The organism is Mesorhizobium sp. M0045 (assembly GCF_040323385.1).
GTDB lineage: Bacteria > Pseudomonadota > Alphaproteobacteria > Rhizobiales > Rhizobiaceae > Mesorhizobium.
In genome coordinates, this window is sequence record NZ_JAMYUY010000005.1 from 311195 (window position 1) to 335684 (window position 24490).

Below are 24490 nucleotides of genomic sequence, written 5' to 3' on the forward strand. Positions count from 1 at the left end.
CTCAAGCAGGGACTTCGACGATCGCCGTGAGAAAGCCGGCGAGATCGTCGGTGACGAAGTCCACATCATCCTCGTTGGCCGGGTCGCGTTCCCAAATTTCCGAGAAGGTCGGCTCGAAATTGCGCGGCACCACCAGCACCGTGGTCATGCCCAGCGATTTCGGTACCGACAGGTTGCGGGCGAGATCTTCGAACATCACCGCATTTTGCCCGGTAACGGCATGGAGTTCGGCAAATCTCTCATAGGATTGCCGCGCCGGCTTGGGGTTCAGTCCGGCTGCGACGATATCGAAAATATCGTCGAAATGCTCGAGAATGCCCAGCTGCCGCGCGGTGCGTTCGGCATGCCGGCGATCGCCATTGGTGAAGATGAATTTACGGCCGGGAAGCTGGCGAATGGCGGTGCCGAGGACGGGATCGGGCACCAGCCAAGAATAATCGATGTCGTGCACTTTCTCGAGAAAATCGTCGGGGTCGATGCCGTGGCGCGTCATCAATCCGTTCAGTGTCGTGCCGTATTCGCGGTAGAGCTCCTTTTGCAGCTTGCGTGCTTCCTCGCGCGGCAGCGTCAGCAATTCTCCGACGTAGGCGGTCATCTTCACATCGATCTGCGAGAACAGATTCGAATGGTGCGGGTAAAGCGTGTTGTCGAGATCGAACACCCAGTCGGTGACATGGGCAAAGCGGGCGGGGTCGGGAAGTGTGGTCATACCGTCCTTATGGCACGAAACGATCTTTCTAACAGGAGGTTTATCCACAACCTATGCGCGCCAAGAGTGGTGAAAATGGCGAAACGATTAACATTTTAAGCATCGCCGAAAGGTGGCATTCAGCGCTCGCTGACACCAAGACGGAGCAGTGGGAGCCAGCGATGAATCACATATTTCTAAAGTCTGCCGCCATCGCTTTCGCCTCCGTCGCCGCCTCGCTTCTGCTGACGCTGATCGTTGTGCCGGCGATGGGATTTTCGATCAATCGCACCATCTGGCTGGCATCCACCCTGTGCCCACTCGTTCTGGCCTGGGGCGCCGGCGCCTATGCATTCTGGCAAAGCGAAAGGGTGAAGAACGCGCACCGCGACCTTGCTCGCAATCATGCCCAGCTTGCAGCCGCGCACCGGCGCCTGGCGGACAAGGCGAGCCGCGACGACATGACCGGCATGCTCAACCGCGAAAGTTTCTTTGCCGCCCTCGACGGCTCTCGGCGTAAGTCCGATCGCGGGGCATTGCTGATCGTCGATGCCGACCATTTCAAGACCATCAACGACAGCTACGGCCATCTGATCGGCGACGATGCGCTGCTCCTGATCGCAAAGGCGATAGAGCGTGGCGTGCGCAGCGGCGACGTGCTTGGGCGCATCGGCGGCGAGGAATTCTGCGCCCTTCTGATTGGTGCCACCGAACACGAGGCCAGGCGCGTCGCCGATCGCATCCGCCGTGAGGTCGAGCGTATCCGTTTCCGGCCCGTCGACGAACGAACGGTTCCGCTGACAGTCAGTATTGGCGGCATCACCTGCGGCAGGGACGCCGCAGTGTCGGAGCTGATGCGCGCCGCCGACCAGCGGCTTTACGAGGCCAAGCATCGCGGCCGCAATCTGTCGATCATCGACCGCGATATTTCCGAAGCCGCCTGAGTTCGGCGCTGAGCCTTCCGCTGGGAGAGTTCCACCCTGTCTGCATTCAACCGCGCCGTGGCCAGACTGTCAAAATCCGAGTATGGCGATGCGGAACAGCAGGGCGGCGGCCGCCAGTGCGACCAGAGCGATGCCAAGGCCAATGGGAGAGCCCCAGCCATACCACTCCATCGCCAGCTTGGCGTATTTGAACTCCTCAGCCGGTGTGAGTGAGCCGCGCGTCGGGGTCTGATTCATTTTTCACTCCCTGCAGGCTGCGATAGGCCTTGCCTTGTGCCCGATGCAGCACATTACTATAATAGCCATAATGTTAGGCGGATTGATAGTTAGATGATCGAAATAATTCGTCAAGCATGAATCGGGCAGACATGAAGACCGCTATCAGCCTTGCCATTATGGGCTGGCAGGACGCGACGCAGGCTTATGACGACGCAGTGGGCGATAGGCTTGGGCTGAGCATGGCGGAACGCCATTGCTTGGCGCTGCTCTATGGCGGCCCGCGATCGGCTGGCGAGGTCGCGGCCGCAACAGGGTTGACGCCGGCTGCGGTCACCGCGCTGATCGACCGGCTGGAAGCGCGCGGCCTGCTGACACGAACGCGCAGCCTCGAGGACAGGCGCAAGGTGGTCATAGAGGCGACGGAACTCACGCGAGAACTATCGACGCGGTATTATGGCGCGATCGCGCAGGAGGGGGAAAAGGTGATCGCCACATTCAGCGACATTGAACTCGCCACGATCCTGCGCTTCGTCACGGCATCCCTCGACCTTCAGCGCGACCAACTGGCCCGGCTGAAGGCCGAGGCGTTGGAAACAACCGACACCCTATAGGCTCGCCGGGTCGAGTGCTGGCTCGCCTTTGCGGCGCGCCACGATCGCCGCAAGATCGGCGGTCTCGAAAGCATCACGCAGGGCGTCGAACGACGGCAGCACGAAATAGGCACGCTGGAACTTGTCGATCTCGTAGCCGGTGCGCATTACGGTTTCCAAGTCGAAGGGAACATGGTGCGCCTCGCCGCCTTCGACCGCGAACTGAAGCTCTGTGAAGGATGACATCAGCCCAGCGCCGAAAGCCTTCAGCGGCTGGCCCGGCTCGCGTATCAGGCCGTATTCGACGGTGTACCAGTAAAGCCTGGTGATCATCTCGTCGCCGCCGAGCGCAATCACGCTATCGGCCTTCTTGCCATACATCTGCATGAAGTCGGCAAAGACCGCCTGCGTCAGGATCGGCACGTGACCGAAGAAATCGTGGAACATGTCGGGCTCGACAATGTAGTCGAGCTCCTTTTGGGTTCGCAGCCAGTTGGTGACCGGGAAGCGGCGGTTGGCGAGATGGTCGAAGAACGGCTGGGCGGGGATGAGCCCCGGCACGGCGACGATCTCCCAGCCGGTGAACTTGCGCAGCTTCTCGCTGACCGCACCGAAATCCGGGATCTTGTCGAGAAGGCCGAGTGCCGCGACGCCGTCGAGGTAGGAGTGGTGGGCCAGCTTCCTGGTCAGCTTCGTCTGGCGGTCGCACAGCGTGCGCCACACCGCCTGTTCTTCGTCGCTATAATTGTAGCCCTGCGCCACGGTGAAATCGGCACGGCAGACGGAATAATCGCCGCGAAGGCCTCGCGCCGCGCATTCGCGGGCATAGTCGGCAACGTTCATTGTCATGGCTTGCTCTCCCTGGAAATCATGACCAGCGAACTGCCGGAAATTCTAGCCGGATCACGCGAGGCAAATCAGCTTTGATGGTGGCTCAAATGCAGGGTTGGAGGTAAAAGACTCCACGATCGAGCTTTGGGAGAGTGAAAATGCCTCAATTTGACGAATTCGAGATCAAGATGCTCGACATCCTGCAGCGCGACGGGCGCAAGCCGGTATCGGAATTGGCGCAGCAGATCGGCCTGTCGACGACACCTTGCGCGCGGCGCTTCGAGGCTCTTCAGCAGGCGGGCATCATAAAAGGCTTCGCCGCGATACTCAGCCGCCGCGCCGTCGGTCTGATGGTCGAAGTGTTCATCCAGGTGCGCCTCGTGACCCACAGCGACGGCTCGCCCGAAACCTTTATCGCCGCCGTGCAGCGCATGGACGAGGTGTCGTCGTGCTGGACGATGACTGGAGACTACGATTTCCTGCTGCATGTCATGGTGCCGTCGGTCGACGAACTCAATGCCTTCGTCATGCACCGGCTGATGCGGCTCGAAGGCGTGCGCGACGTCCACACGCAGCTTGTGCTGCAGAACATCAAGGGACCCGGCCATGTGCCGCTGGCACATCTCAGACGATAGGCATTTCTGCGGAAAAGCTGCACACAAACTGCTGAAGCGAGCCAATCTCCGGAACTAGATCGCCGACTACGACATGCGGACCGCCATCGCATAAGGCCCGCCATGAAAATCGTCCTGATCAACCCGCCGCATACCGCCATCGGCAGCCGTGTGCCGGACGACCATCTGCCGCCGCTCGGTTTGCTGGCACTGGGCGGTCCGCTGATCGACGCGGGACATCAAGTGCGGCTTGTGGACGCCGAATTCGGGCCGATGGCGCTTGCCATGCTGGTCCGGGACGCCTTGAGCGACCATCCCGACTGCATTCTGATCGGCCATTCCGGCTCGACCTCTGCGCATCCGACAGCCCTGCTGATCGCCGGCATGGTCAAGGACATCCAGCCGGCGACAATCCTGATCTATGGCGGCGTGTTTCCGACCTATCATTGGCGCGACATACTGGCTGAAACGAATGTTTTCGACTTTATCGTGCGCGGCGAGGGCGAGGCGACCATCGTCGCGCTGGTCGAAGCGCTTGAGAAACGCAAGCCGCTGTCGGATGTGGCGGGCATCGCCTTTCCTGACGATTTGCGCCGGCCCTTTGCAACCCGGCCGGCAAGAACGATCACCAACCTCGACGACTACCGCATCGGCTGGGAACTGATCGACTTCAGTCGTTACAGCTATTGGGGAGGCAAGCGCGCGGTGGTCATGCAGTTCTCGCGAGGCTGTCCGCATCTGTGCAACTATTGCGGCCAGCGCGGCTTCTGGACGCGCTGGCGGCACCGCGACCCCATGAAATTCGCGCGGGAGATTGCCTGGCTATACCGCGAGCATGGTGTCGAGCTGATCAACCTTGCCGACGAGAACCCGACGTCTTCCAAAAAAGCCTGGCGCGCCTTTCTCGACGCGATGATCGCCGAGAATGTGCCGGTGCTGATCGTCGGCTCCACCCGCGCCGATGACATCGTCCGCGACGCCGACAGCCTGCATCTCTATCGCAAGGCCGGCGTCATCCGCTGGCCGCTTGGCATGGAAAATACCGACCAGCAGACGCTTGCATTGATTCGCAAGGGCGGCAGCACCTCATCCGACCGCGAGGCGATACGGCTGCTGCGCCTCAACGGCATCTTGTCGATGGCGACCTGGGTGGCCGGTTTCGAGGACGAAAGCTTGCGCGACCTCTGGCGCGGCTTCCGCCAACTGATCGCTTATGACCCTGACCAGATCCAGGCACTCTACGTGACGCCGCATCGCTGGACGCCGTTCTTCAGGATTGCCGGGGACCGCAAGGTGATCCAGCTGGACGCCCGCCTGTGGGACTACAAGCATCAGGTGCTGCAGATGACCCGCCTCAAGCCGTGGATGTTGTTCTTCGCCGTCAAGCTGATCGAACTGGCGGTGCAGTCGCGGCCCAAGGCGTTGGCGCGTATCCTGTTCCACAAGGATCCGGAGCAACGGCATTCGATGCGCTGGTACACCAAAATGGGCCGCCGCGTCTGGTTCCGCGAAGTCTGGGGCTTTCTGGTCCGCGACCGCCGCCTGAAACATGGCCCGACGCTCGCCGAATTCTGGGGCTCGCCGCAAGACGAGGAAGAGGAATCGATGGTTGTCGAACGCCTGCCGCGTCAGTCCGTGACCGCTATTTCGCCAAACGCTTGAGCCCCTCAGACACCCGGCCTCACGGCACGATTAGCGTGCCGGCGCCGTGTTCGGTGAACAGCTCGAGCAGCACCGCATGCGGCGTCTTGCCGTTAAGGATGACGACGCCTGCGACGCCCCGCTCGATTGCCTCGATGCAGGTCTCGACTTTGGGGATCATGCCGCCCGAGACCGTGCCGTCCTTGATCAGGGCCTTGGCCTCGGCCACCGTCAGCTCGTCGATCAGCTTCTTGTCCTTGTCGAGCACGCCGGGCACGTCGGTAAGGAACAGCAGGCGCGTCGCCTGGCAGGCGCCGGCGATGGCGCCGGCAAAAGTGTCGGCGTTGATGTTGTAGGTATGGCCGTCGCGGCCGGGCGCTACCGGCGCCAGCACCGGGATCATTTCGGACCGCGCCAGGAGGTCGAGCAATGTGCGGTCGACCTCGACAGGCTCACCAACGAAGCCCAGGTCGAGCACCCGCTCGATGTTGGAATCCGGATCGATCATGGTCTTGCGCGCTTTTTCGGCAAACACCATGTTGCCGTCCTTGCCGCACAGGCCGATCGCCCACTCGCCCTCGGCATTGATCAGCGCGACGATCTCCTTGTTGATCGACCCGGCCAGCACCATCTCGACAATCTCGACGGTCTTCTGGTCGGTGACGCGCAAGCCGCCCTCGAATTTGGATTCGATGCCCATCTTGCTGAGCATGGCGCCGATCTGCGGCCCACCGCCATGCACGACGATCGGGTTGACGCCGGATTGTTTCAAAAGTGCGATGTCGCGGGCGAAAGCCTTGCCGAGCGCGATGTCGCCCATCGCGTGGCCGCCATATTTCACCACGACCGTCTTGTTCTCGTAGCGTTGCATATAGGGCAGCGCTCTTGAAAGCAGCGCGGCCTGCATTTCGGCGGTGGCGGCGACATCCGTCATCGGCGTGGTTCCCAGCTTGGCATGAACGGCGGCGTCTTAGCGGGAATTGGACGAGGGGGCAAACGGCTTTGCTGTCACGATCGATCAAATCGGTACTACTATTTGTTTGACCATGATCTTGTCCGAAAACCGGTTCCCACCTTTCGGGATCATGGTCTATGCCGGCACCTGCAGCGGCGCCCGCCGTCCCGGCCAGCCCGAGATCTTTTCCATCTGCGCGGCAAACGACAAAAGCGTTTCCTCGTCGCCGGGGCGGCCGGCGGCCTGGACGCCGAGCGGCAGGCCGGCATCGGTGACGTAGACCGGAAGCGTGATCGACGGTTGCCCGCTGACGTTCTGGATCGCCGGCCAGTGGGTGAACCAGAGGCTCTTGTCCATCAGCTGGCCGAATAGCGGCTTGAACTTCAGCAGGCCGGCGAGGCGCAGTCTGTCCAGGACATTCTCGATGAATTCGTCGACGCCTTTCGGGTCCATGGTGCCGCAGGCGAGCGGCGGGTGCGCGATGACAGGCATCAGCACCGCATCATAGCGCGCGGTTTCGGTGATAAGCCGGCGCGAGGCGGCGTGCAGCCGCTGCAGGCCGGCGTAGATTTCGCCGGCCGAGAGGATTTCACCGAACCGGCTCATTACGCGCGTGGCGCGTTCGATGTCGCCTGAGATGGAGCGGCCGACGCGCAAGGCCTCGGCACGCATCGTGCCGGCCACCGCCGCGGCGACGGTTCTGGCGAAATCGGCGATGAAATCGCGATCGATATAGGGCAGGTCGATCTCCTCGATGCTGTGCCCGCCTTCGCGCGCCAGCGCGATCGCCGCATCCAGAGCTTTCAACGTCTCTTCCGATATCGGCAGGCCGAGCGGCGATTTTCGATAGAAGGCGAGCTTGAGCTTGCCCGGATCGCGCCCGGCCGCCGCAGCAAAACTGCCGGTCGGCGACGGTGCCGCGTAGGGCGACAGCGGGTCGGGCCCGTGGGTCAGGTCGAGCAGCAGCGCCGTATCGCGCACCGAGCGGGCCAACGCATGGTCGACGACGAAGCCGTACCAGCTTTCGGTGACGAGCGGTGTCAAGGGCACGCGGCCGCGCGAGGTTTTCAGCCCGACCAGCCCGGTACAGGCAGCAGGCACCCTGATCGAGCCGCCGCCGTCCGAGGCGTGCGCCACCGGCACGACGCCGGCCGCGACCAGGGCAGCCGCACCGCCCGAGGAACCGCCGGTCGTGTGCGCGGTGTCCCATGGATTGCGGGTGACGCCGTAAGCCACCGACTCGGTCACCAGCCTCAGTCCGTGTTCGGGTGCGGTGCTGGTGGCGATCGGGATCAGGCCGGCAGCCAGATAGCGTTCCGTCATGACCGAGTTGAAATCGGGGGTGAAAGCCGGGATGCGGCTACCGCCATGCGTCGGCACGCCCTTCATGGCGATGCCGAGGTCCTTCAGCGCAAAGGGCACTCCGGCAAGCGGCAGCTTGTGGTCGACGGTTTTCGCGCGCGCCCGCGCCGCCTCAAAAAGCGGTTCGGCAATGGCGTTGATCTCCGGCCGGGTGGCCTCGGCCCGGGCGATCGCCGCATCGACGAGATCTTGCGGTGTGAGCTCTCCATTGTGCACGAGTGCGGCCTGGCCGGTTGCGTCATGCTCCCAAAGAACCCGCTCGATCGACATGGTCGCCCTCCCGCTCATGGCAAGCTAGCGGGCGGCGATTTCATTGGCAATCGAGGCTGGGGCTGCCGGTGCGCAAGACCATTTCAGTCGTTGCAAATACATTGCAATCGCCTAATTTGGCGGCCGATGACGCCGCAGGACATCAGCAACCTGATTGTCCGGACTTCGATGAAGGACCGGGCTGCGTTCGATCTGCTCTACCGGCAGACCAGCGCGAAACTTTTCGGCGTCTGCCTTCGTGTATTGAAGGATCGGGGAGATGCAGAAGAGGCGCTTCAAGAGATCTTCGTCAAGATATGGACGAAGGCGGACCGTTTCGCCGTTTCGGATCTGAGCCCGATCTCCTGGCTGGTGGCCATTGCGCGCAATCATGCGATCGATCGGATCAGAGCGCGGCGAGAGCCTGCCGCCTATATCGATGCCGCGCTCGACGTGGCCGATCCGGCGCCGGGGCCGGAGGCCATGGCCGTGGCGGGCAGTGAGTCCGGACGCATCTACCATTGTCTCGAGAAGTTGGAGAGTAACCGGGCGGCGGCCGTCCGGGGCGCCTATCTGGATGGCAAAAGCTATGCCGAGCTGGCGGAGCGCTATGGCGTACCGCTGAACACGATGCGGACCTGGCTGCGTCGCAGCCTGTTGAAACTGAGAGAATGCCTGGAAAGATGACGCTGGCTGACGACAATGGACCGGAACGTGGGGGCGACGACCTGTTCGCCGCCGAGTACGTTCTTGGCGTGCTGGCCGCCGATGAACGCGAGATCGCGTCGCGCCGCATCGATGCGGACGCCGCCTTCGCGCGCCTTGTCGATAGCTGGGAGGCGCATCTTTCGCCGATGGCCGCTGCCTATCCGGAGACAGAGCCTCCGATCAGGGTCAAGGAAGCATTGGACCGCCGGCTGTTCGCTGCAGAGCCGCGCGCCGGCCTCTGGTCGAGCCTTGGCTTCTGGCGCGGTCTTGCCGCCGTCGCCATTGCAGCGCTGGCGATCTACATCGCCGTGCCTTACTTCCGCCCGCCCACCGAACCGCCGCAGACGCGGCTTGTCGCCTCGCTGGCGGCCGAAGGCAGCGACGTCAAATATCTCGTTGTCTACGATGCCGCCCGTCACGAGGTCGGTCTTTCCCACGTTTCCGGCGAGCGGGCCGCCGGCAAGGACTTCGAATTGTGGATGATCGAAGGCAAGAAGGCGCCGGTGTCGATGGGCGTCATCCCGGCCGGTGCGACCGCGCATTTGGCCATCCCGCCCGCCGTTCAGGAGAAGTTGGCGCAAGGCGCCGTGCTTGCGGTCAGCGTTGAGCCTGCCGGCGGTTCACCGACCGGCCAGCCGACTGGACCGGTGGTCGCAGCGGGCGATCTGAAGAGCATCTGACCGCTTCTCATCTCCCGGAAGCAGACCTGAAAATCTATCTTCCGCGATTTAAACGCCTGCAAAGCTTGTTGGTGGTTGTCGATCCGCGCCGGGAAAATTTCAGTGGCACAATTTTTTGCGGAGAGGACGAAACTCAGGATTTTCCATCGCGTATCTCCTTGCGTTCCCGAATGAGGGGAATGATAACCCGAGGAGATTGAAATTATGCGTAAATTCGCCACCCTTTTGCTTGCCGGCACGGTCGCCATTTCTGCGCTCGCCACCATTGCCTATGCCCAAAATCCAATGGTCGGCGGCGCCGCCATGTATGCCCAGAAAAACATCGTCGAAAATGCGGTCAACTCGAAGGACCACACGACGCTGGTCGCTGCCGTCAAGGCGGGCGGCCTGGTCGATACGCTGCAAGGCGCCGGCCCCTTCACCGTGTTCGCGCCGACCAACGAGGCCTTTGCGGCACTTCCAGCCGGCACGGTGGAGACGCTGCTCAAGCCTGAAAACAAGGACAAGCTGGTCAAGATCCTGACCTGCCATGTCATCGGCGCCAAAGCGATGGCCGCCGACGTCGCCAAGATGGTCAAGCACGACGGCGGCACGCACAAGGTCAAGACGGTCGGTGGTTGCGAACTGTCGCTCAAGACCGACGGCGGCAAGGTCACCGTGACCGACGAGAACGGCAACGTCGCCAATGTGACCATCGCCGATGTCGAACAGTCCAACGGCGTCATCCACGTCGTCGACAAGGTTCTCCTGCCGAAGATGTAACAAACGCACGCTGCCGGCGAAGATATCGCTAGGGGCCTCCCTGCGCACACTCCGCGCCGTTCACGCAAGATGGATAGGCGCGGAGTCCCGCTTTGAGGACAGCGATCGTCACCGGCTTTTGATTTCCGTGTGGCGGTCGAATTTGGCACAAGCAGTAACAGGAGGAATGGCCATGAACCGTCGCGAGCTTCTTTTGAGTGGTGCGGCAGCCATTGGCGTTGTCGCAGGCGCCACCGCGCTGCGCATGGGCGGAGCCCAGGATGCACGCGCGGCCGAGACTTTCGAGGTTACCAAGACCGAGGCCGAGTGGCGCGCCATCCTGTCCGACGCGGCCTTCAATGTGCTGCGCAAGGAGGGCACCGAATATCCGGGCACCAGTCCGCTGCTCAACGAGCACCGCAAAGGCATCTTCGCTTGCGCCGGCTGCGGCCTGCCGGTCTATTCGTCTGAGACCAAGTTCGATTCCGGCACAGGCTGGCCGAGCTTCTGGCAGGAAATCCCGAATTCCATCGGCAAGACCGTGGACAGGTCGTTGGGCATGACCCGCACCGAGGTCCATTGTCGCCGCTGCGGCGGCCATCTCGGCCACGTCTTCGACGACGGTCCGCCGCCGACCGGGTTGCGACACTGCATCAATGGCGTCGCCTTGACCTTTAAGCCGGCGACGGCGTGAGGACGGCCGCGCCCCTTACTTTGTCGGAGCGCGCTAGAGCATCGGACCCAAAAGTGCGAAGCGGTTTTGGGAAAATCCGATGCTCAAACAAAAAGTTGGAGCGGTGGAGTGTCCGCCGCTCCAAGACTTCGTAATGGTTGATTTTGCGCATGACCCCGAAAATCGCTTTTCGGGGTCATGCGCGAGGGCGCCAGGCGGGGGATCCAGCGCGCCTCAATGGCCTCCGCCACCGCCGCCCTGAGCGGCTGGCTTGCGGATCACCAGGGTGAAGAGCCCAAGCGTCGCGAACAAAACCGTCAGCATGAAGAATACGTCCATGAACGACAGCAGCGACGCCTGCTGCTGGACCATGCCTGACAGTTTGGAGATGGCCGCCTTGGAGGCGTCGAGCCCGGCGGTCTGCTCGAAGTTGAGCGTCATGTTCTGCAGCTTCTGTTGCGCAGCGGCACTTCCCCATTGCACGTGCTCGGAGAGCCTGGCGTAGTGGAAGGCATTGCGGTCGATCAGCACGGTGTTGATGACGGCCAGGCCGACGGCGCCGCCGAGATTGCGGGTCAGGTTGAACAGGCCAGACGCATTCTTCAGCCGCTCCGGCGGCAAGGTTCCGAGCGCAATGTTGTTGATCGGCACCATGCACAGCATCATCGAGCAGCCGCGCAGGATCTGCGGGATCAGCAGTTCATAGAAATCCCAGTCGGCGGTGAGATGCGTCATCCACCAGGTTCCCGTGGCGAAGCCGAAGAAGCCGATCATCATCATGATGCGCGGGTCCATCTTGTTCGACAGGATGCCGGAGATCGGCGCGGTGAAGAACATGGCCAGGCCGCTGACGAACAGCGCCTCGCCGATCATCATCGAATCGTAGCCGCGGATGCGCCCCAGGAACACGGGATAAAGATAGGTCAGACCGTAGAGGCCGATGCCGACCACGAAGGAGAACAGCGAACCGAACGCAAAATTGATATTGCTGAAAGCCCTCAGATCGACAATCGGCTCCTCGGCGGTGAACACGCGCCAGAAGAACAGCACCGCGCCGAAGGTCATGATGACGGCGCAGACGAACACCGCCTGATCCTGCAGCCAGTCGTTGTTGGGACCTTCCTCCAGCACATATTCCATGCAGCCCAGGAAGGCGGCCATGCCGGCAAGCCCCCACCAGTCGAACTTGCTGAACAGCTTGAGATTGGGTTTGTCGAAGTCGATCAGCGACCAGGCGGCCGTGGTCACCAGAATGCCGGGCACGACGTTGACCAGGAACAGCCAGTGCCAGGACATGGCATGGCTGATATAGCCGCCGACGGTCGGGCCGATGGTCGGCGCCAGCGTCGCCACCAGGCCGATCATCGGCGAGACGACGGCGCGGCGGGACGGCGGGAAGATGGTGAAGGCGGCTGCAAAGACGCTCGGGATCATGCCGCCGCCGATGAAGCCCTGCACGGCGCGGTAAACAATCATCTGGTCGATATTGGTTGCGGTTGCCGCGAGCGCGCTGGCCGCGGTGAAGCCCGCCGCCGAGATTGTGAACAGCACGCGCGTCGACAGCATCCGGCTGAGGAAGCCGGACAGCGGGATCATCACGACCTCGGCAATCAGATAGGCCGTCTGCACCCACGGGATCTCGTCCGAGCTGGCGCTCAAGCCCGCCTGGATCTCGGCCAGCGAGGCTGAGACGATCTGGATGTCCAGGATCGCCATGAACATGCCGAACACCATCGCCAGGAAGGCGATGACGCGGCGGATCGGCATGTGATCTGTCTGGGCCGGGATGGCCGACACCGATCCGGCGGTAATGGTTGCGGTCGCCATGACCCTTGCTCCCGGTTCCGCTTTACTTCGATGCCGAAGGCGCCGTGCGGCTGTCGACGTCGACGACGACGCTCAGGCCGGCGCGCAGTTTGCCCGTCTTCAGCACATCCGCGGGCACGTCGATGCGAACCGGAACGCGCTGCACCACCTTGGTGAAATTGCCTGTGGCGTTCTCCGGCGGCAGCAGCGAGAACACTGCTCCCGAAGCCGGCGCCAGCGACGACACGGTACCCTCGAAGTCCTGGCCGTCGATCGCGTCGACCGACACCCTGACCTTTTCACCAGGCACCAGCCGGGCAAGTTGCGTCTCCTTGAAATTGGCGACGATGTAGAGCTTGTCCATTGGCACGATGACGGCGAGCTTCTGTCCGGGGCTGATCAGGTCGCCCTGCTCGACCGAGCGGTTGCCGACCACGCCGTCATAGGGTGCGCGCAGTACGGTGAAGGACAGATCCCGCACAGCCTTGTCGTGGGCAAGCTGCAGCGAGGCCAGCGTGCTGGCCGATTCCGCCCGCTGCGCCTCGAGCACGCCGATATTGGCCTGAGCCGCCGCGATCTGCGCGTCGGCGCCGGCTAGTGCGGCATTGGCTTGCTCGACCGCCGTCTGGGCGTCGTCCAACTGGGCCTGGGTACCGACGCGGGTCTTGAGCAACTGGGCGGCACGGACCTGAACCCGCTTCGCATTGTCGGCCGCGGCCTGGTCGGCGGCCTTCTGCGCCTGCGCCTGCTTGAGCGAGGCGCGGGCCGCTTCGGTCTGGGCATCGATGCGGTCGAGCGTCTTGCTCAACGTGGCGATCTGCGCCTCGGCCTGGGCAACGGCTATCTTGTAATCACCGTCATCGACGATCAGCAGCGGGTCGCCGGCCTTCACCTGTTGGTTTTCGGTCACTTTGACCTGATCGACATAGCCCGAGATTTTTGGCGAGATGAACGCCGTGTCGGCCTGGACATAGGCGTCGTCGGTCGAGATCATGAAGCGCCCGTCGGTCCAGTAATCGTAGCCATACCATGCGCCGGCGCCCAGCAGGGCCAGGCCGATGATGGGCAACAACATCGAGCGCATCGGGCGCTTCTTTTTGGCGGGAGCCAGCGGGGTGATGTCGGCGGGCTTGAGAGGGGCTTCCGGCGCTTCGATCGCAGGCTGGACCTTAGCACTGGGGAAAGGGCGGACTTCGGCACTGGTGGGCGCGTTCGAGGACATGATATCTCTCTAAATTAACTGGCGCTGAATGTTGTCAGACTGAACCGTTCGGTTCGATCTCGACGTTGACTTAGCGCTTAAACAGGCCCATATCAAGAGCAATCGAACCGGATGGTTCGAATTATTTTACGAGGTGTGATATTATGGCCGAAGCCCCCAAGGCCGCTCCTTTGTCTGATTCAGGCCCATTGTCCAGCGCTGGCAAGGAGCAGTGCGATCTGCTGGACAGCCTGCCGCGCGGCCGCCCGGCCGCGGGGCAAGACCCGGTCAAGCGCAGCCAGATCATCGAGGGTGCGCGCCGTGTCTTCATCGACAAGGGCTTCGAAGCCGCGTCGATGAACGACATTACGCGCGAGGCCGGCGTGTCCAAGGGCACGATCTATGTCTACTTCGCCAACAAGGAAGAGCTGTTCGAAGCGCTGATCGAGGAAGAACGCGGCACGATCTTCAAGAACATGTATGAGGTGCTCGACCAGATCGGCGACCTTCGCGAGACGCTGGTGAAGTTCGGCATCGTACTATCCATGAAGATCACTTCGGCTAGGGTCATCCTGGCGCAGCGGACGGTGATCGGTGCGTCGGAACGGATTCCGGAGCTTGGCGCGCGATTTTACGAACGCGGGCCGAAGCGCGGCCATGACAGGGTTGTCGTTTTCCTCAACATGGCTATCGAACGCGGTCTGCTGACGATCGACGACGTCGAGCTTGCCGCCTATCAGTTCACCGAACTGTGCCTAGCCGGTCTTTTCCGCCAGTGCATATTCGCCTATCGCACCAAGGCGCCAAGTGTGGCCGAGATCGAACATATCGTCAGGTCGGGCGTCGACGTGTTCCTGAAGGCCTACGGCACAGAACAGCTTGCAGAGCAGGAACGGGCCTCCAGTCCCGCCTGACCAGCCGTCGGAGTCCGTTGCCTATCCGCCATTGGCGGCGAGCACGATCGCCGCACGCAGTTCTTCGAGGCCCTCGCTCTTTTCCGACGACGTGGCGAGCACGAAGGGAAATGCCGCCGGGCGTTTCTTGATCTTCTGGAGCGTTTCCTCGACCAGTCGCGGTACCCCCGCCGCCTTGATCTTGTCGGTCTTGGTCAGCACGATCTGATACGACACCGCCGCCTTGTCGAGCAGCGACAGCACCTCGTCGTCCTTGGCCTTGATGCCATGGCGGGCATCGATCAGCACGTAGACGCGCTTGAGCGTCACCCGGCCCTTCAGATAGTCGAACACGAGCTTCGTCCACTCGTCGACCTTTTCCTTCGGCGCCGTGGCGTAGCCATAGCCCGGCATGTCGACCAGCGCCATCGGCGGCAGGTCGGCGCCTTCTCCCGAAAATCCGCCCGGCACGAAATAGTTGAGTTCTTGCGTGCGGCCCGGTGTGTTGGAGGTGCGCGCCAGCCCCTTCTGGTTGACCAGCGCGTTGATCAGCGACGATTTGCCGACATTGGAGCGGCCGGCAAAGGCGATCTCGGGCGGACCCTCCGGCGGCAGGAATTTCATCGCAGGCACGCCGCGGATGAATATCCAGGCTCGCGTGAACAATTCGATGCCGATCGTGGTCTTGTTCAACGCGTTCAAACCGCTGCCTCCAGAAGAAAAATGTTGCTGCCACGAATAGCATCGAGATTGCGGCTGATCTTTTCCACCGGCCAGTGCCACCACGCCAGCGCCAGCAGCCGCCGGATGGTCCTGTCGTCGAAGCGCATCTTTACCACCTTGGCCGGATTGCCGGCGACGATCGCATAGGCCGGCACATCGTGCGTCACCACCGACTTTGCCGCGACAATGGCGCCGTCGCCGATCTTCACGCCCGGCAGCATCACCGCTTCCATGCCGATCCAGACATCATTGCCGACGATCGTGTCGCCGCGGACCTCCTTCGACCATGTCGCCGGGTCGAAGCCTTCCTCCCAGCCGTGACCGAAGATGTTGAACGGATAGGTCGAAAAACCGGACATGGCGTGATTGGCGCCGTTCATGATGAAGCGCGCGCCTTCGGCAATGGCGCAGAACTTGCCGATGACCAGCCTGTCGCCGATGAACGGGTAATGATGCAGCACGCATTTTTCGGCGAATTTGTCGGGCCCGTCAGGGTCGTCATAGTAGGTGAAATCGCCGATCTCGATGTTCGGCGCCGTTACCAGCGGTTTCAGAAAGCCGACGCGCGTGTGCAACGGGATCGGATGCTTGATCGATGGATTGGGTCCGGTCATATCGAGCTCCGTCGGGCAACTGCCAGCCAGGTCAAAATAGCGCGATCCGCCCGGCCGTACCAATCGCTTAATCCAGACCGCCAGCCTGTACAAAAAGCCCCGGACGAACCGGGGCTTTCTGGTTTCGCATCATCGGAGCGCCGGCTATTCCGCCGGCGACGGTTTCTTGCGGAACAGCGCGACCAGATTGTCCCACAATTCGATCTTGGCACCCTGCCGCTTCATGATCACGCCCTGCTGCAGGATCGACAGCGTGTTGTTCCAGGCCCAGTAGATAACGAGACCAGCCGGAAAACCCGCCATCATGAAGGTGAAGATCACGGGCATCCAGGTGAAGATCGCCGCCTGCGTCGGGTCCGGCGGCGTCGGGTTCATGCGCATCTGCAGGAACATCGTCACGCCCATGATCAGCGGCCAGACGCCGATCATCAGCATGTGCGGCAAGGTGATCGGGATCAGCCCGAACAGGTTGAAGATCGATGTCGGGTCCGGCGCCGCCAGATCCTGGATCCAGCCGAAAAACGGCGCGTGCCGCATCTCGATGGTGATGTAGAGCACCTTGTAGAGCGAGAAGAAGACCGGGATCTGCAACGCCACCGGCCAGCAGCCGGCGAGCGGATTGATCTTCTCGGTCTTGTACAGCTCCATCATCGCCTGCTGCTGCTTCATCTTGTCGTCCGCGTATTTCTCGCGGATCTCGAGCATCTTGGGCTGCACCTTCTTCATGTTCGCCATCGACGCATAGGACTTGTTGGCGAGCGGGAAGAACAGCGCCTTGACGATGACGGTGGTGGCGAGGATCGCCAGGCCGAAATTGCCGAAGAATTTGTAGAGCGTGTCGATCAGCCAGAACATCGGCTTGGTGATGAAATAGAACCAGCCCCAGTCGATCAGCAGGTCGAACTGGCGAATATGACGGTCCTTTTCATAAGCGTTGATCGTCGAAACTTCCTTGGCGCCGGCGAATATCTCCGACTCCACGGTCGTCGATTGCCCGGGAGCGATTGTGACCGGATCGGACAGGAAATCGGACTGGTAGCTATGCGGGTGGGGTCCGCTTTTGAACTCGAAATAAGAGAATTTGGGCTGAAATTCGCGGCCGCTCGGCGGCACCAGGGTCACCGCCCAGTATTTATCGGTGATGCCGAGCCAGCCGTCGCTCGACTTGCCTGGTTTGTACTCCTTGTCCGATTCGACGCTGGAGTATTTGTATTCCTGCAGGCCCTCGCTTCCGGTAACGCCGATCAGGCCCTCGTGCAGCACATAGGTGCTGGCGATAGCCGGCTTGTCGAAGCGGGTGACGCGGCCATAGTTCGACAACGTCGCGGGTGCCGAGCCGCCGTTCTGGACCGTGTCGGATACGGTGAACATATATTGGCTGTCGACCGAGAAGGTGCGCTTGAAAACCAGGCCCTTGTCGTTGGTGAACGTCAGCGTGACCGGCGTCGCTGGTGTCAGCGTCGCATTGCCGTCGGTCTGCCAGACCGTGTCGGGGCCGGGCAGCCTGCCCACATCCGGCGTGCCGGAAAAGCCGATCTCGGCGAAATAGCCGTTTGGCAGGGACGCCGGGTTGAGCAACGCGATCTCGGGCGAGGTCTTGTCGACCGTCTCCCTGTAATGCTTGAGCCGGAGATCGTCGAGGCGCGCGCCGGTGAGGTTGATCGAACCTTCGAGGCTCGGCGTGTCGATCTTGACGCGCTTCGTCGAAGCAATCGCCTGCTCGCGGCCGGCCGGCGTCACCGCGTCGCCGCCGGGCGCGCTCGGAATGGCGCCCGGCTGCACCGGCGTTTCGCTCGCGCCGGGAGCGGTGCCTTGGGCAGCCTTCTTCTGCTCCGCCACGCGCTGTTCTTCGATGCGGGCGGCTTCGCGCTGCATCTCGCTGCGCGGCATCACGTAGAAATATTGCCAAAGCGCCAGGATCAGCACCGACAGTGCGATGGTGATGAAGAAGTTGCGGTTGTTTTCCATCGAAGCCCTTGGCCTATCGTGTTCCACGCAATCTGCGGGAGAGTTCGGCCTTCAACTGGCCGAACGGAGTCGTAAGCACGTCTTCGCGCCCGACGATGACATAATCATTGCCCGGCGCCATGTCATCCGCGGCATGCGTGCGCACGGCCTCTCTCAGCCGCCGCCGGATGCGGTTGCGAACGACGGCGTTGCCGACCTTCTTGGTGACGGTATAGCCGACGCGCGGCGCCTCGCCGTCGCCGCGGCCCAGGACCTCGACGAGGAAAAGCCGCCCGCGGCGCTTTTCACCACGACGGACGGCCAGGAATTCCGCGCGCTTCAGAAGCCGCTTGGGATGGGCACCCGTTGGCTTGCCGGTTGCGGGCAACGATCTTGTCTCTCGCTTGGTGCTCAGGCGCTGAGACGCTTGCGGCCGCGGTTGCGGCGGGCTGCGACGACGCCGCGGCCACCCTTGGTGGCCATGCGGGCACGGAAGCCGTGCCTGCGTTTGCGAACGAGTTTGGACGGCTGGTAAGTACGCTTCATTTGTTTAAATACCGCGGGGTGCGGCCCTTCTTGATTCTGTCACTTTGTAACAGGAGCTTTGCCGGGCCGGTTTTGGCGCGATCGAAACCGCGCCGGGACGAATGGCCCGAGCGTGAGCGGGCTTATAGAAAGAAGGGTTTTGGAAGTCAATCCAGCCTGTCGGGCCGGCGTTGTCGGACTGGCAGGGAAGTCCTTGCGGCCTCTTTCCGGCTTCGACCAAGGATGAATTTGGCAAAAAAGCCGCAATCGCCTAATCTTGCTCGATCAAGCGATCGTGAAGACGAGCAGTCCTTAAGACAAGCAGCCGTGATGACAGGCAGCCGTGACGACGAGCATGAGTGAAGTCCCAGCAACCGACGAAAGCATCGCCCAGGCGAAGGCCGCCACCCGCAGGGTGCCGCTGGCGCGCGGCCTGTCGACGAAGCTGCTGCTGCTCACCATCGTCTTCGTGCTCTTGGCCGAAATCCTCATCTTCGTGCCCTGGATCGCCAGCTACAGGCTGAGCTGGCTGAAGGAAAGGCTGAGCACCGCCGCCGCGGTTTCCATCGTCCTGGTGCAGGGCGAACCTGCCTCGCTGTCGCGTGCCGCCCAGAACGACGTACTGATGGCGATCGGCGCCAAGGCGATCGCCGTGCGCGACGGCGGCGTCTCGCGGCTTCTGGTCGTGGCCGAAATGCCGCCGCAGGTCGACGAGCATATCGATATCGCCAATGTCGGCATGATCAAGGGCATGACCGGCGCGCTGGACACGCTGTTCTTCGGCGGCAACCGCATGCTGCGCGTTTTCGGGCCGGTCGGCGACAGCGACAAGGAATTCGAGCTGATCATGCCCGACCACCGCCTGCGCAATGCCATGCTGATTTATTCGCGCAACGTCGCCTTCGTCTCGCTGCTGATCTCGCTGTTCACCGCCATGCTGGTCTATGCCGCGATAGACCTGATCATGATCGGCCCGATCAGGACGATGACACGCTCGATGCTGTCCTTTTCCGAGGCTCCCGACGATCCCGGCCGCATCATTCACCCCGCCGCCCGGGCCGACGAGATCGGCGTCGCCGAACGCGAACTGTCGCAGATGCAGGAGCGGCTGCAGAAGATGCTGACCGAGCAGAAGCACCTGGCAGATCTCGGCCTGGCCGTGTCGAAGATCAACCACGACATGCGCAACATCCTCGCCTCGGCGCAGCTGATGTCGGACCGCCTGCGCCAGGTCAAGGACCCGACCGTGCAGGCCTTCGCGCCAAAACTGCTGCGCGCGCTCGACCGTGCGGTGTCCTATTCGGAGGGCGTGCTGGCCTATGGCCGCACCCAGGAGCCGCCGCCGTCGCGCCGCAGGCTGCGGCTGCGCCAGCTGGTCGAAGATGTCCAGGGTCTGCTCGACATCGAATGCGGCATCGAATTCGTCAACGCCGTCGACCCGGTGCTCGAGGTCGATGCCGATTCCGACCAGCTGTTCCGCGTGCTCACCAATCTCAGCCGCAACGCCGTGCAGGCGATGGCGGCGGACACCGAGAGCGCCGTGGTGCGCCGCCTGACCATATCGGCCGAGCGCATCGGCAGCGTCAGCCGCATCGTCGTCACCGACACCGGCCCCGGCCTGCCGCCAAAGGCGCGAGAAAACCTGTTCGCGGCATTTCGCGGCTCGGCCCGCAGCGGCGGCACCGGCCTTGGCCTGGCGATCGCCCATGAATTGATCCGCGCCCATGGCGGCACGGTGGAGCTGGTCGAATCGATCGGCGGGCGCACCACATTCGCGGTCACCATTCCCGACCAGCCGGTCCGGCTCGACCAGGCCCGCAACGGGCTGCGCCGCCCGGCGTAACGAACCGTTTCGTTACGGATCGTTTCAATTCGCAAAGGGTTGGTCCGAGACTACCAGCCATGGGCTCGGCCGCCGTGCAACGGCTCGTTTCGTTACGGACCGTTCCGATTGGCAAATGACCGATCCAAGACTCGGACCTGTCGGCTCGGCCGCCGCGTGACGCGGCCTTGCCTTCGCCGGCCGGCGCATGACGGCAGAGCATGACTGCAAAACTTTTGGCTAGGATCGGCTTGCTTTTCGCAAATTCAGTCGCTAGGGAACAGCTCACATCGCGGCCGGTCGCCAGGATCGGATCGCGGGGCTATGCCAAGCATGGCCTGTTGCGCGCCCGTAGCTCAGCTGGATAGAGCACCAGACTACGAATCTGGGGGTCAGGAGTTCGAATCTCTTCGGGCGCGCCACTCGTAATTCACTGATTTGACATGGGAGGTCTTCCAGGCCCAGAACAAAACCGGGTACATCAGTTCGCTGTTGCCCAGTCCGGCTATTCTCGCCTCGGCTTTCAAGGTCGCCAACGGGTGGAGAGCGGAAGTAGCAGGAATCTTATCTGTGCCGGGATTGAGGACAAAAACTGACATTCCATGATGCGCGTGGGCAGGATCCAAATTTCTGGAATCTTGCGGTTCTTCGCCGGGGCGCCGCCTCAGCTCGTACCAAACATTCGCGTCTCCCCGCGAAACGTCGCCTCAGTCATTCGTGCTCAGGATGATGCGAGCGTCGCCTCTGTTTGCGTACAATATACGAAAGAAATAAAAGCAGGCGGATGCGGCGGAAGGAATTCGTTCTGATGTTTCCATGCGAGACAGAGGGCGTATGTATCGAAGGGTTTCTGTTCTCGGCGTTCTTCGATACGGCCATTTGCAAATGTAAGCGAAATAACATGCGCGGTTGCATTCACAATAAGGGAGTCCGCTTTTGCAGCCGTTTGCGCTGTCAAAAGGAGAGCGAGAGCGATGATGAACCTGGTCCGTTTCATGTCAGCCTCCTGTCCAATCCAGCACCGCCAGGATCGCTTGGATGCGGCGGCCGAATGGGCTAGGCTAGGGAGCGCGCCATGAGGGTGAAATGTCCCGAAAGGCTCCTGAAATTGACCCGAAATCTGCCGAAACGATCACGTTTGGCGGTTTTGTTTTCCTGACCAAAAGCAACGAACTTCGAACGGTTGAAGGCAAAGCGGTCGATCTCCGCAGCCAGTCCGCCGAAGTGCTCTATGCGCTCGCGGCGCGACCGGGCGAGATTGTGTCCAAAGATGTGCTGATGCAGGCGGTTTGGCCCGATACCTTCGTAACCGACGACAGCCTTACCCAATGCATTGCCGATATTCGCCGCGCATTCGGGGACGACGGGCATGTGATCGTGGAAACCTTCCCCAAGCGAGGCTACCGGCTGAATGCCGATGCATCGGACGCGGCGGACCCAAACGCCGCAGCCGGCACGGAACGCGCCAGGACACGATTTTCGCAACGCGGCTTCATTCTTGCTGCACTCGTCCTCGTTGCGGCAGCGATCGGCGCGTATTTCGGCGCGGAAATATGGCGTGCCGCCCCGGTTCGTTCGAGGGACATGCCCAGGATTGCAATCCTTCCCTTCGACGACATGAGTACCGGCGCGGACGTGGGATATCTCAGCGATGCCGTCGCCGAGGGGATCATCACCGAGCTTGCGCGGAGCAAGACTTATGCCGTCATCGCCCGGAACTCGAGTTTCAGGTACCGCGACCAGCCGGTCGACGCCAGGCAGATTGGAGATGAACTCGGCGTCGACTACCTGCTCGAAGGCAGCCAGCAGAAGATCGGAGACCGGCTGAAAGTGACCGCACAATTGCTGAATGCGCATGACGGATCGCATCTCTGGGCCAACACCTACAACCGGGAGATTGGCGATCTTTTCGTCGTCCAGGAGGAGATCATCCGCACGCTTGCGGATCGGGTCGGACAGAGGATCCAGAGACCCTTGCCAAAGAGCGATGCCGCGCAGGTCAGCGCGCTCCGCTATTACCTGATGGGGAAGGTCGAGGTCAAAAAGGACTTCTCTGCTGCGGGGAACGCGTTGCTACGGCAGTTGAGCCTCAAAGCGCTCGAAGCGGATCCGAACGCCCAGTTCGGCTATATCGGGCTGGCCTGGTCCTATCGCAATGCCGCGGTGTTCGGGTGGCACGAGCAGGAGTATAACCGGGATGAGGTGTTGAAACGCGCCGCCGTGTACGCCGACAAGGCCATCCTGCTTGCTCCGGACGACGCCGAGACGCATAATGTCCGCTCCAGCATCCACACCGAAGCTGGCGAGATCGGGCAGGCCCTTGCCCGGTACGATCAGGCGATCGCCCTGAATCCCAGTGATTCGAATATCCTCGTCCACAGTACGGACGTGCTGCTCTATGTTGGCCGCACGGACGAAGCGATCGATCGGATCGAGCGGGCCAAGGGCATCGATCCTTTCCACCCTGACTGGTTCCACTGGCAGATGGGCTGGGCGCTCTGGGAAAAGAACGATTGCCGGGCAGCGCTGACGGCGATGCGGAAAATGTCCAGAATCCCGAGCGGCGCACACCGAATGCTTGCGGGGATCCACGCTTGTCTGGGAAACAAGCGGGAGGCAAAGGAAGCGCTAGGGGTTTTCCTCCAGAACTCGCCCGGCGAGTCCATCAGCAAACAACGCAGGGAGTGGGAGAAGATATGGACCGCGCCCGGAAGCCTCGACCGCTGGATCGAACACATGCGGTTCGCCGGGTTGCCGGAGTGAACGGCTGTCCGTGCGCGACCCCGCAGAAGACCGACTGGGCCGCTACGTTGAAGCCTTTGTGTCATGGGCGATGGTTGCCCTCAAAGTAGGATCATCCTTCGCAAGGAATATCGGGGGCGGAAGGTCGGCAATGCGGCCGCCTTGCGCCATAGTGCGCTCGCACCCGAACTTCTGGAACGAGTCGAAAACTGACAATCCGTCAAGGTAGGCTCCTGGCGCAAGGCGGACGCTGCTTCGGAAATTATATAGGCACTACAATAACATAGAGGTTCCCAGTTTCATCCTGTCCGGCGCGCCATCAATCCAATGCACGGCCCGCCTCAGGGGACCTCTCGGGCGCGGTGAGCTCACAGCCGTCCGACAATAACCGGCGCCGGTCGTCGGAAGGTCGCGAGACGTGAGCGCTACCATGCCAAAAAGGGGATCGTCAGCTAATGCTGCTCAGTCGGCCTGCTTGATCTCCAGGCCCGGTTCAGTCGGCGGAGCTGGCGTGCAATCCTGGCCAGTGCATTCCTGCACGGGATCTTTCGCCGGCGGGAGACAATTTTGGCCTTCACAATGAACGGGCGGCTGCGCTGCGGCTTTATTGTTCGGCGGCACAGGCCGATCCTCAGCGCGAACGGCCGGCATTCCAAGGTCGATCATGGCCGTGCACAAGAGCGCAATCCGAAGCAAATTCATTTTCGCCTCCACAACTGACGGCGAGACGCAGACTATACATTCGAACTGCGGCCAACATCCTGTCACCCGCGAACGGCGTTAACAGCGCGTTTCATTGCCGGTCGGAAGGGCGCATCAAGTGAGATCGAGCGTCGTCCTCTTCCTGCTAAAACAGCGCCAGAAACGGGGGCTTTCGGCCTGAGATGACTGAAGCCAACCTTCCGATTTTCGTGTACACCTGTTCGAAGGGTTCGAGTTGCGTTAGGGCTTTTGCATATTCGAGGTTTTTCAGTTCTTTCACGAGGGAACGTACATGACGGCATTCAACAGCGTCCGCTTCCGGATCAAGCCTGGTCATGAAGACGAGTTCGTCGAACTGTTCAGCAGCGCTCCGCGCAATTTCGAGGGATTACGAAAGATGGCTCTCGTCAAATCGGAAGATGGCGCCTTCTTCTCGATTGGAGAATGGGACACTTTCCAGCACATGGTCGATGCCCGGCCCAAAATGCTGGGCAATCTTGATCGGTTCCGGCATATGTTGCAGCAAATTGAGGGCGGACATACGGATGCTGTTTCCGGCGAGGCCGTCTTCGAAACGGGCGGCAGTTCGGTATAGGGTTCGCACTTCGAAAAGCTTATGC

At 61.8% G+C, this 24490-nt stretch carries 25 protein-coding genes and 1 tRNA gene; 13 read left to right on the forward strand and 13 right to left on the reverse strand.

The genetic code is table 11. From position 1 onward, the window contains the following. Position 1: 1 nt before the first annotated feature. Positions 2-709: a pyrimidine 5'-nucleotidase gene (locus NKJ72_RS11010; protein WP_352477037.1), complete on the reverse strand. Its 708-nt coding sequence runs from the start codon at positions 707-709 to the stop codon at positions 2-4. A 161-nt stretch (positions 710-870) separates the two neighbouring features. Here NKJ72_RS11010 and NKJ72_RS11015 point away from each other — a divergent pair, with 161 nt between their 5' ends. Then, positions 871-1632: a GGDEF domain-containing protein gene (locus NKJ72_RS11015; RefSeq protein ID WP_352477038.1), complete on the forward strand. Its 762-nt coding sequence runs from the start codon at positions 871-873 to the stop codon at positions 1630-1632. 69 nt (positions 1633-1701) lie between these two features. Here the strand turns inward: NKJ72_RS11015 and NKJ72_RS11020 are convergent, their stop codons facing one another. Further along, positions 1702-1869 carry a hypothetical protein gene (locus tag NKJ72_RS11020; RefSeq protein WP_352477039.1) on the reverse strand — a complete coding sequence of 56 codons (168 nt, stop codon included), beginning with the start codon at positions 1867-1869 and terminating at the stop codon, positions 1702-1704. Positions 1870-2000: 131 nt separating this feature from the next. On the opposite strand from NKJ72_RS11020, the gene NKJ72_RS11025 reads away from it, so the two are divergent. Beyond that, on the forward strand, positions 2001-2462 hold the full coding sequence (locus NKJ72_RS11025; RefSeq protein WP_352477041.1) for a MarR family winged helix-turn-helix transcriptional regulator: 462 nt from the start codon (positions 2001-2003) through the stop codon (positions 2460-2462). Here NKJ72_RS11025 and phhA read toward each other — a convergent pair. After that, complete coding sequence (phhA, locus tag NKJ72_RS11030; RefSeq protein ID WP_352477042.1) at positions 2457-3290, reverse strand: phenylalanine 4-monooxygenase; 834 nt, start codon at positions 3288-3290, stop codon at positions 2457-2459. The two genes, NKJ72_RS11025 and phhA, sit on opposite strands and share 6 nt — an antisense overlap. A 140-nt stretch (positions 3291-3430) precedes the next feature. Between phhA and NKJ72_RS11035 the strand changes: the two genes are divergently transcribed. Next, positions 3431-3907, forward strand: a complete 477-nt coding sequence (locus NKJ72_RS11035; protein ID WP_352477043.1) for an Lrp/AsnC family transcriptional regulator — start codon at positions 3431-3433, stop codon at positions 3905-3907. Between the two features lie 102 nt (positions 3908-4009). After that, positions 4010-5548 (forward strand): magnesium-protoporphyrin IX monomethyl ester anaerobic oxidative cyclase, encoded by a 1539-nt coding sequence (gene bchE, locus NKJ72_RS11040; RefSeq protein WP_352477044.1) that lies wholly within the window; start codon positions 4010-4012, stop codon positions 5546-5548. Between the two features lie 19 nt (positions 5549-5567). Here bchE and argB read toward each other — a convergent pair whose 3' ends face one another. Both argB and NKJ72_RS11050 read right to left on the reverse strand, forming a co-directional pair. Then, entirely contained in the window at positions 5568-6461 is an 894-nt protein-coding gene (gene argB, locus NKJ72_RS11045; RefSeq protein WP_023677482.1) for an acetylglutamate kinase, read from the reverse strand. A gap of 156 nt (positions 6462-6617) precedes the next feature. Then, positions 6618-8114, reverse strand: a complete 1497-nt coding sequence (locus NKJ72_RS11050) for an amidase (RefSeq protein ID WP_352477046.1) — start codon at positions 8112-8114, stop codon at positions 6618-6620. Positions 8115-8240: 126 nt separating this feature from the next. On the opposite strand from NKJ72_RS11050, the gene NKJ72_RS11055 reads away from it, so the two are divergent. The 4 genes from NKJ72_RS11055 (at position 8241) to msrB (ending at position 10916) form a co-directional block, all read left to right on the forward strand. Next, positions 8241-8780: a sigma-70 family RNA polymerase sigma factor gene (locus NKJ72_RS11055; protein ID WP_352477047.1), complete on the forward strand. Its 540-nt coding sequence runs from the start codon at positions 8241-8243 to the stop codon at positions 8778-8780. Continuing rightward, entirely contained in the window at positions 8777-9481 is a 705-nt protein-coding gene (locus NKJ72_RS11060; protein WP_352477103.1) for an anti-sigma factor, read from the forward strand. The genes NKJ72_RS11055 and NKJ72_RS11060 overlap by 4 nt, the downstream gene beginning before the upstream one ends. Before the next feature lie 204 nt (positions 9482-9685). Then, positions 9686-10243 (forward strand): fasciclin domain-containing protein, encoded by a 558-nt coding sequence (locus NKJ72_RS11065; protein WP_254815890.1) that lies wholly within the window; start codon positions 9686-9688, stop codon positions 10241-10243. A gap of 172 nt (positions 10244-10415) precedes the next feature. Beyond that, the gene (msrB, locus tag NKJ72_RS11070) at positions 10416-10916 is read left to right on the forward strand and encodes a peptide-methionine (R)-S-oxide reductase MsrB (RefSeq protein WP_352477048.1); all 501 of its coding nucleotides are present in this window, start codon (positions 10416-10418) and stop codon (positions 10914-10916) included. A gap of 213 nt (positions 10917-11129) precedes the next feature. On the opposite strand, the gene NKJ72_RS11075 is transcribed toward msrB, so the two are convergent. Next, a complete protein-coding gene (locus NKJ72_RS11075; protein ID WP_502895625.1) occupies positions 11130-12722 on the reverse strand; it encodes a DHA2 family efflux MFS transporter permease subunit in 1593 nt (530 codons plus the stop codon). A gap of 22 nt (positions 12723-12744) precedes the next feature. Next, a complete protein-coding gene (locus NKJ72_RS11080; protein WP_352477049.1) occupies positions 12745-13923 on the reverse strand; it encodes an HlyD family secretion protein in 1179 nt (392 codons plus the stop codon). A 143-nt stretch (positions 13924-14066) separates the two neighbouring features. Between NKJ72_RS11080 and NKJ72_RS11085 the strand changes: the two genes are divergently transcribed. Next, positions 14067-14816: a TetR/AcrR family transcriptional regulator gene (locus NKJ72_RS11085; RefSeq protein ID WP_352477051.1), complete on the forward strand. Its 750-nt coding sequence runs from the start codon at positions 14067-14069 to the stop codon at positions 14814-14816. Positions 14817-14837: 21 nt separating this feature from the next. On the opposite strand, the gene yihA is transcribed toward NKJ72_RS11085, so the two are convergent. The 5 genes from yihA to rpmH all read right to left on the reverse strand — a co-directional run bounded on the left by yihA (position 14838) and on the right by rpmH (position 18625). After that, a complete protein-coding gene (gene yihA, locus NKJ72_RS11090; protein WP_352472343.1) occupies positions 14838-15497 on the reverse strand; it encodes a ribosome biogenesis GTP-binding protein YihA/YsxC in 660 nt (219 codons plus the stop codon). After that, positions 15494-16132, reverse strand: a complete 639-nt coding sequence (locus tag NKJ72_RS11095) for a CatB-related O-acetyltransferase (RefSeq protein ID WP_352452996.1) — start codon at positions 16130-16132, stop codon at positions 15494-15496. Before NKJ72_RS11095 ends, yihA begins: the two co-directional genes overlap by 4 nt. A gap of 144 nt (positions 16133-16276) precedes the next feature. Continuing rightward, on the reverse strand, positions 16277-18100 hold the full coding sequence (yidC, locus tag NKJ72_RS11100) for a membrane protein insertase YidC (protein WP_352477052.1): 1824 nt from the start codon (positions 18098-18100) through the stop codon (positions 16277-16279). Between the two features lie 13 nt (positions 18101-18113). Continuing rightward, entirely contained in the window at positions 18114-18467 is a 354-nt protein-coding gene (gene rnpA, locus NKJ72_RS11105; protein WP_352477053.1) for a ribonuclease P protein component, read from the reverse strand. Between the two features lie 23 nt (positions 18468-18490). Next, positions 18491-18625: a 50S ribosomal protein L34 gene (gene rpmH, locus NKJ72_RS11110; protein WP_008833937.1), complete on the reverse strand. Its 135-nt coding sequence runs from the start codon at positions 18623-18625 to the stop codon at positions 18491-18493. Positions 18626-18959: 334 nt separating this feature from the next. Between rpmH and NKJ72_RS11115 the strand changes: the two genes are divergently transcribed. Together NKJ72_RS11115 and NKJ72_RS11120 are read left to right on the forward strand one after the other, a co-directional pair. Beyond that, complete coding sequence (locus NKJ72_RS11115; protein ID WP_254815897.1) at positions 18960-20447, forward strand: ATP-binding protein; 1488 nt, start codon at positions 18960-18962, stop codon at positions 20445-20447. 324 nt (positions 20448-20771) lie between these two features. Then, positions 20772-20848: transfer RNA gene (locus tag NKJ72_RS11120), tRNA-Arg, on the forward strand. A 299-nt stretch (positions 20849-21147) separates the two neighbouring features. On the opposite strand, the gene NKJ72_RS11125 is transcribed toward NKJ72_RS11120, so the two are convergent. Continuing rightward, a complete protein-coding gene (locus NKJ72_RS11125; protein WP_352477054.1) occupies positions 21148-21423 on the reverse strand; it encodes a hypothetical protein in 276 nt (91 codons plus the stop codon). 89 nt (positions 21424-21512) lie between these two features. On the opposite strand from NKJ72_RS11125, the gene NKJ72_RS11130 reads away from it, so the two are divergent. Together NKJ72_RS11130 and NKJ72_RS11135 are read left to right on the forward strand one after the other, a co-directional pair. Then, complete coding sequence (locus NKJ72_RS11130; protein ID WP_352477056.1) at positions 21513-23189, forward strand: winged helix-turn-helix domain-containing tetratricopeptide repeat protein; 1677 nt, start codon at positions 21513-21515, stop codon at positions 23187-23189. Positions 23190-24162: 973 nt separating this feature from the next. After that, entirely contained in the window at positions 24163-24465 is a 303-nt protein-coding gene (locus tag NKJ72_RS11135; protein ID WP_352477057.1) for an antibiotic biosynthesis monooxygenase, read from the forward strand. Positions 24466-24490: the final 25 nt, after the last annotated feature.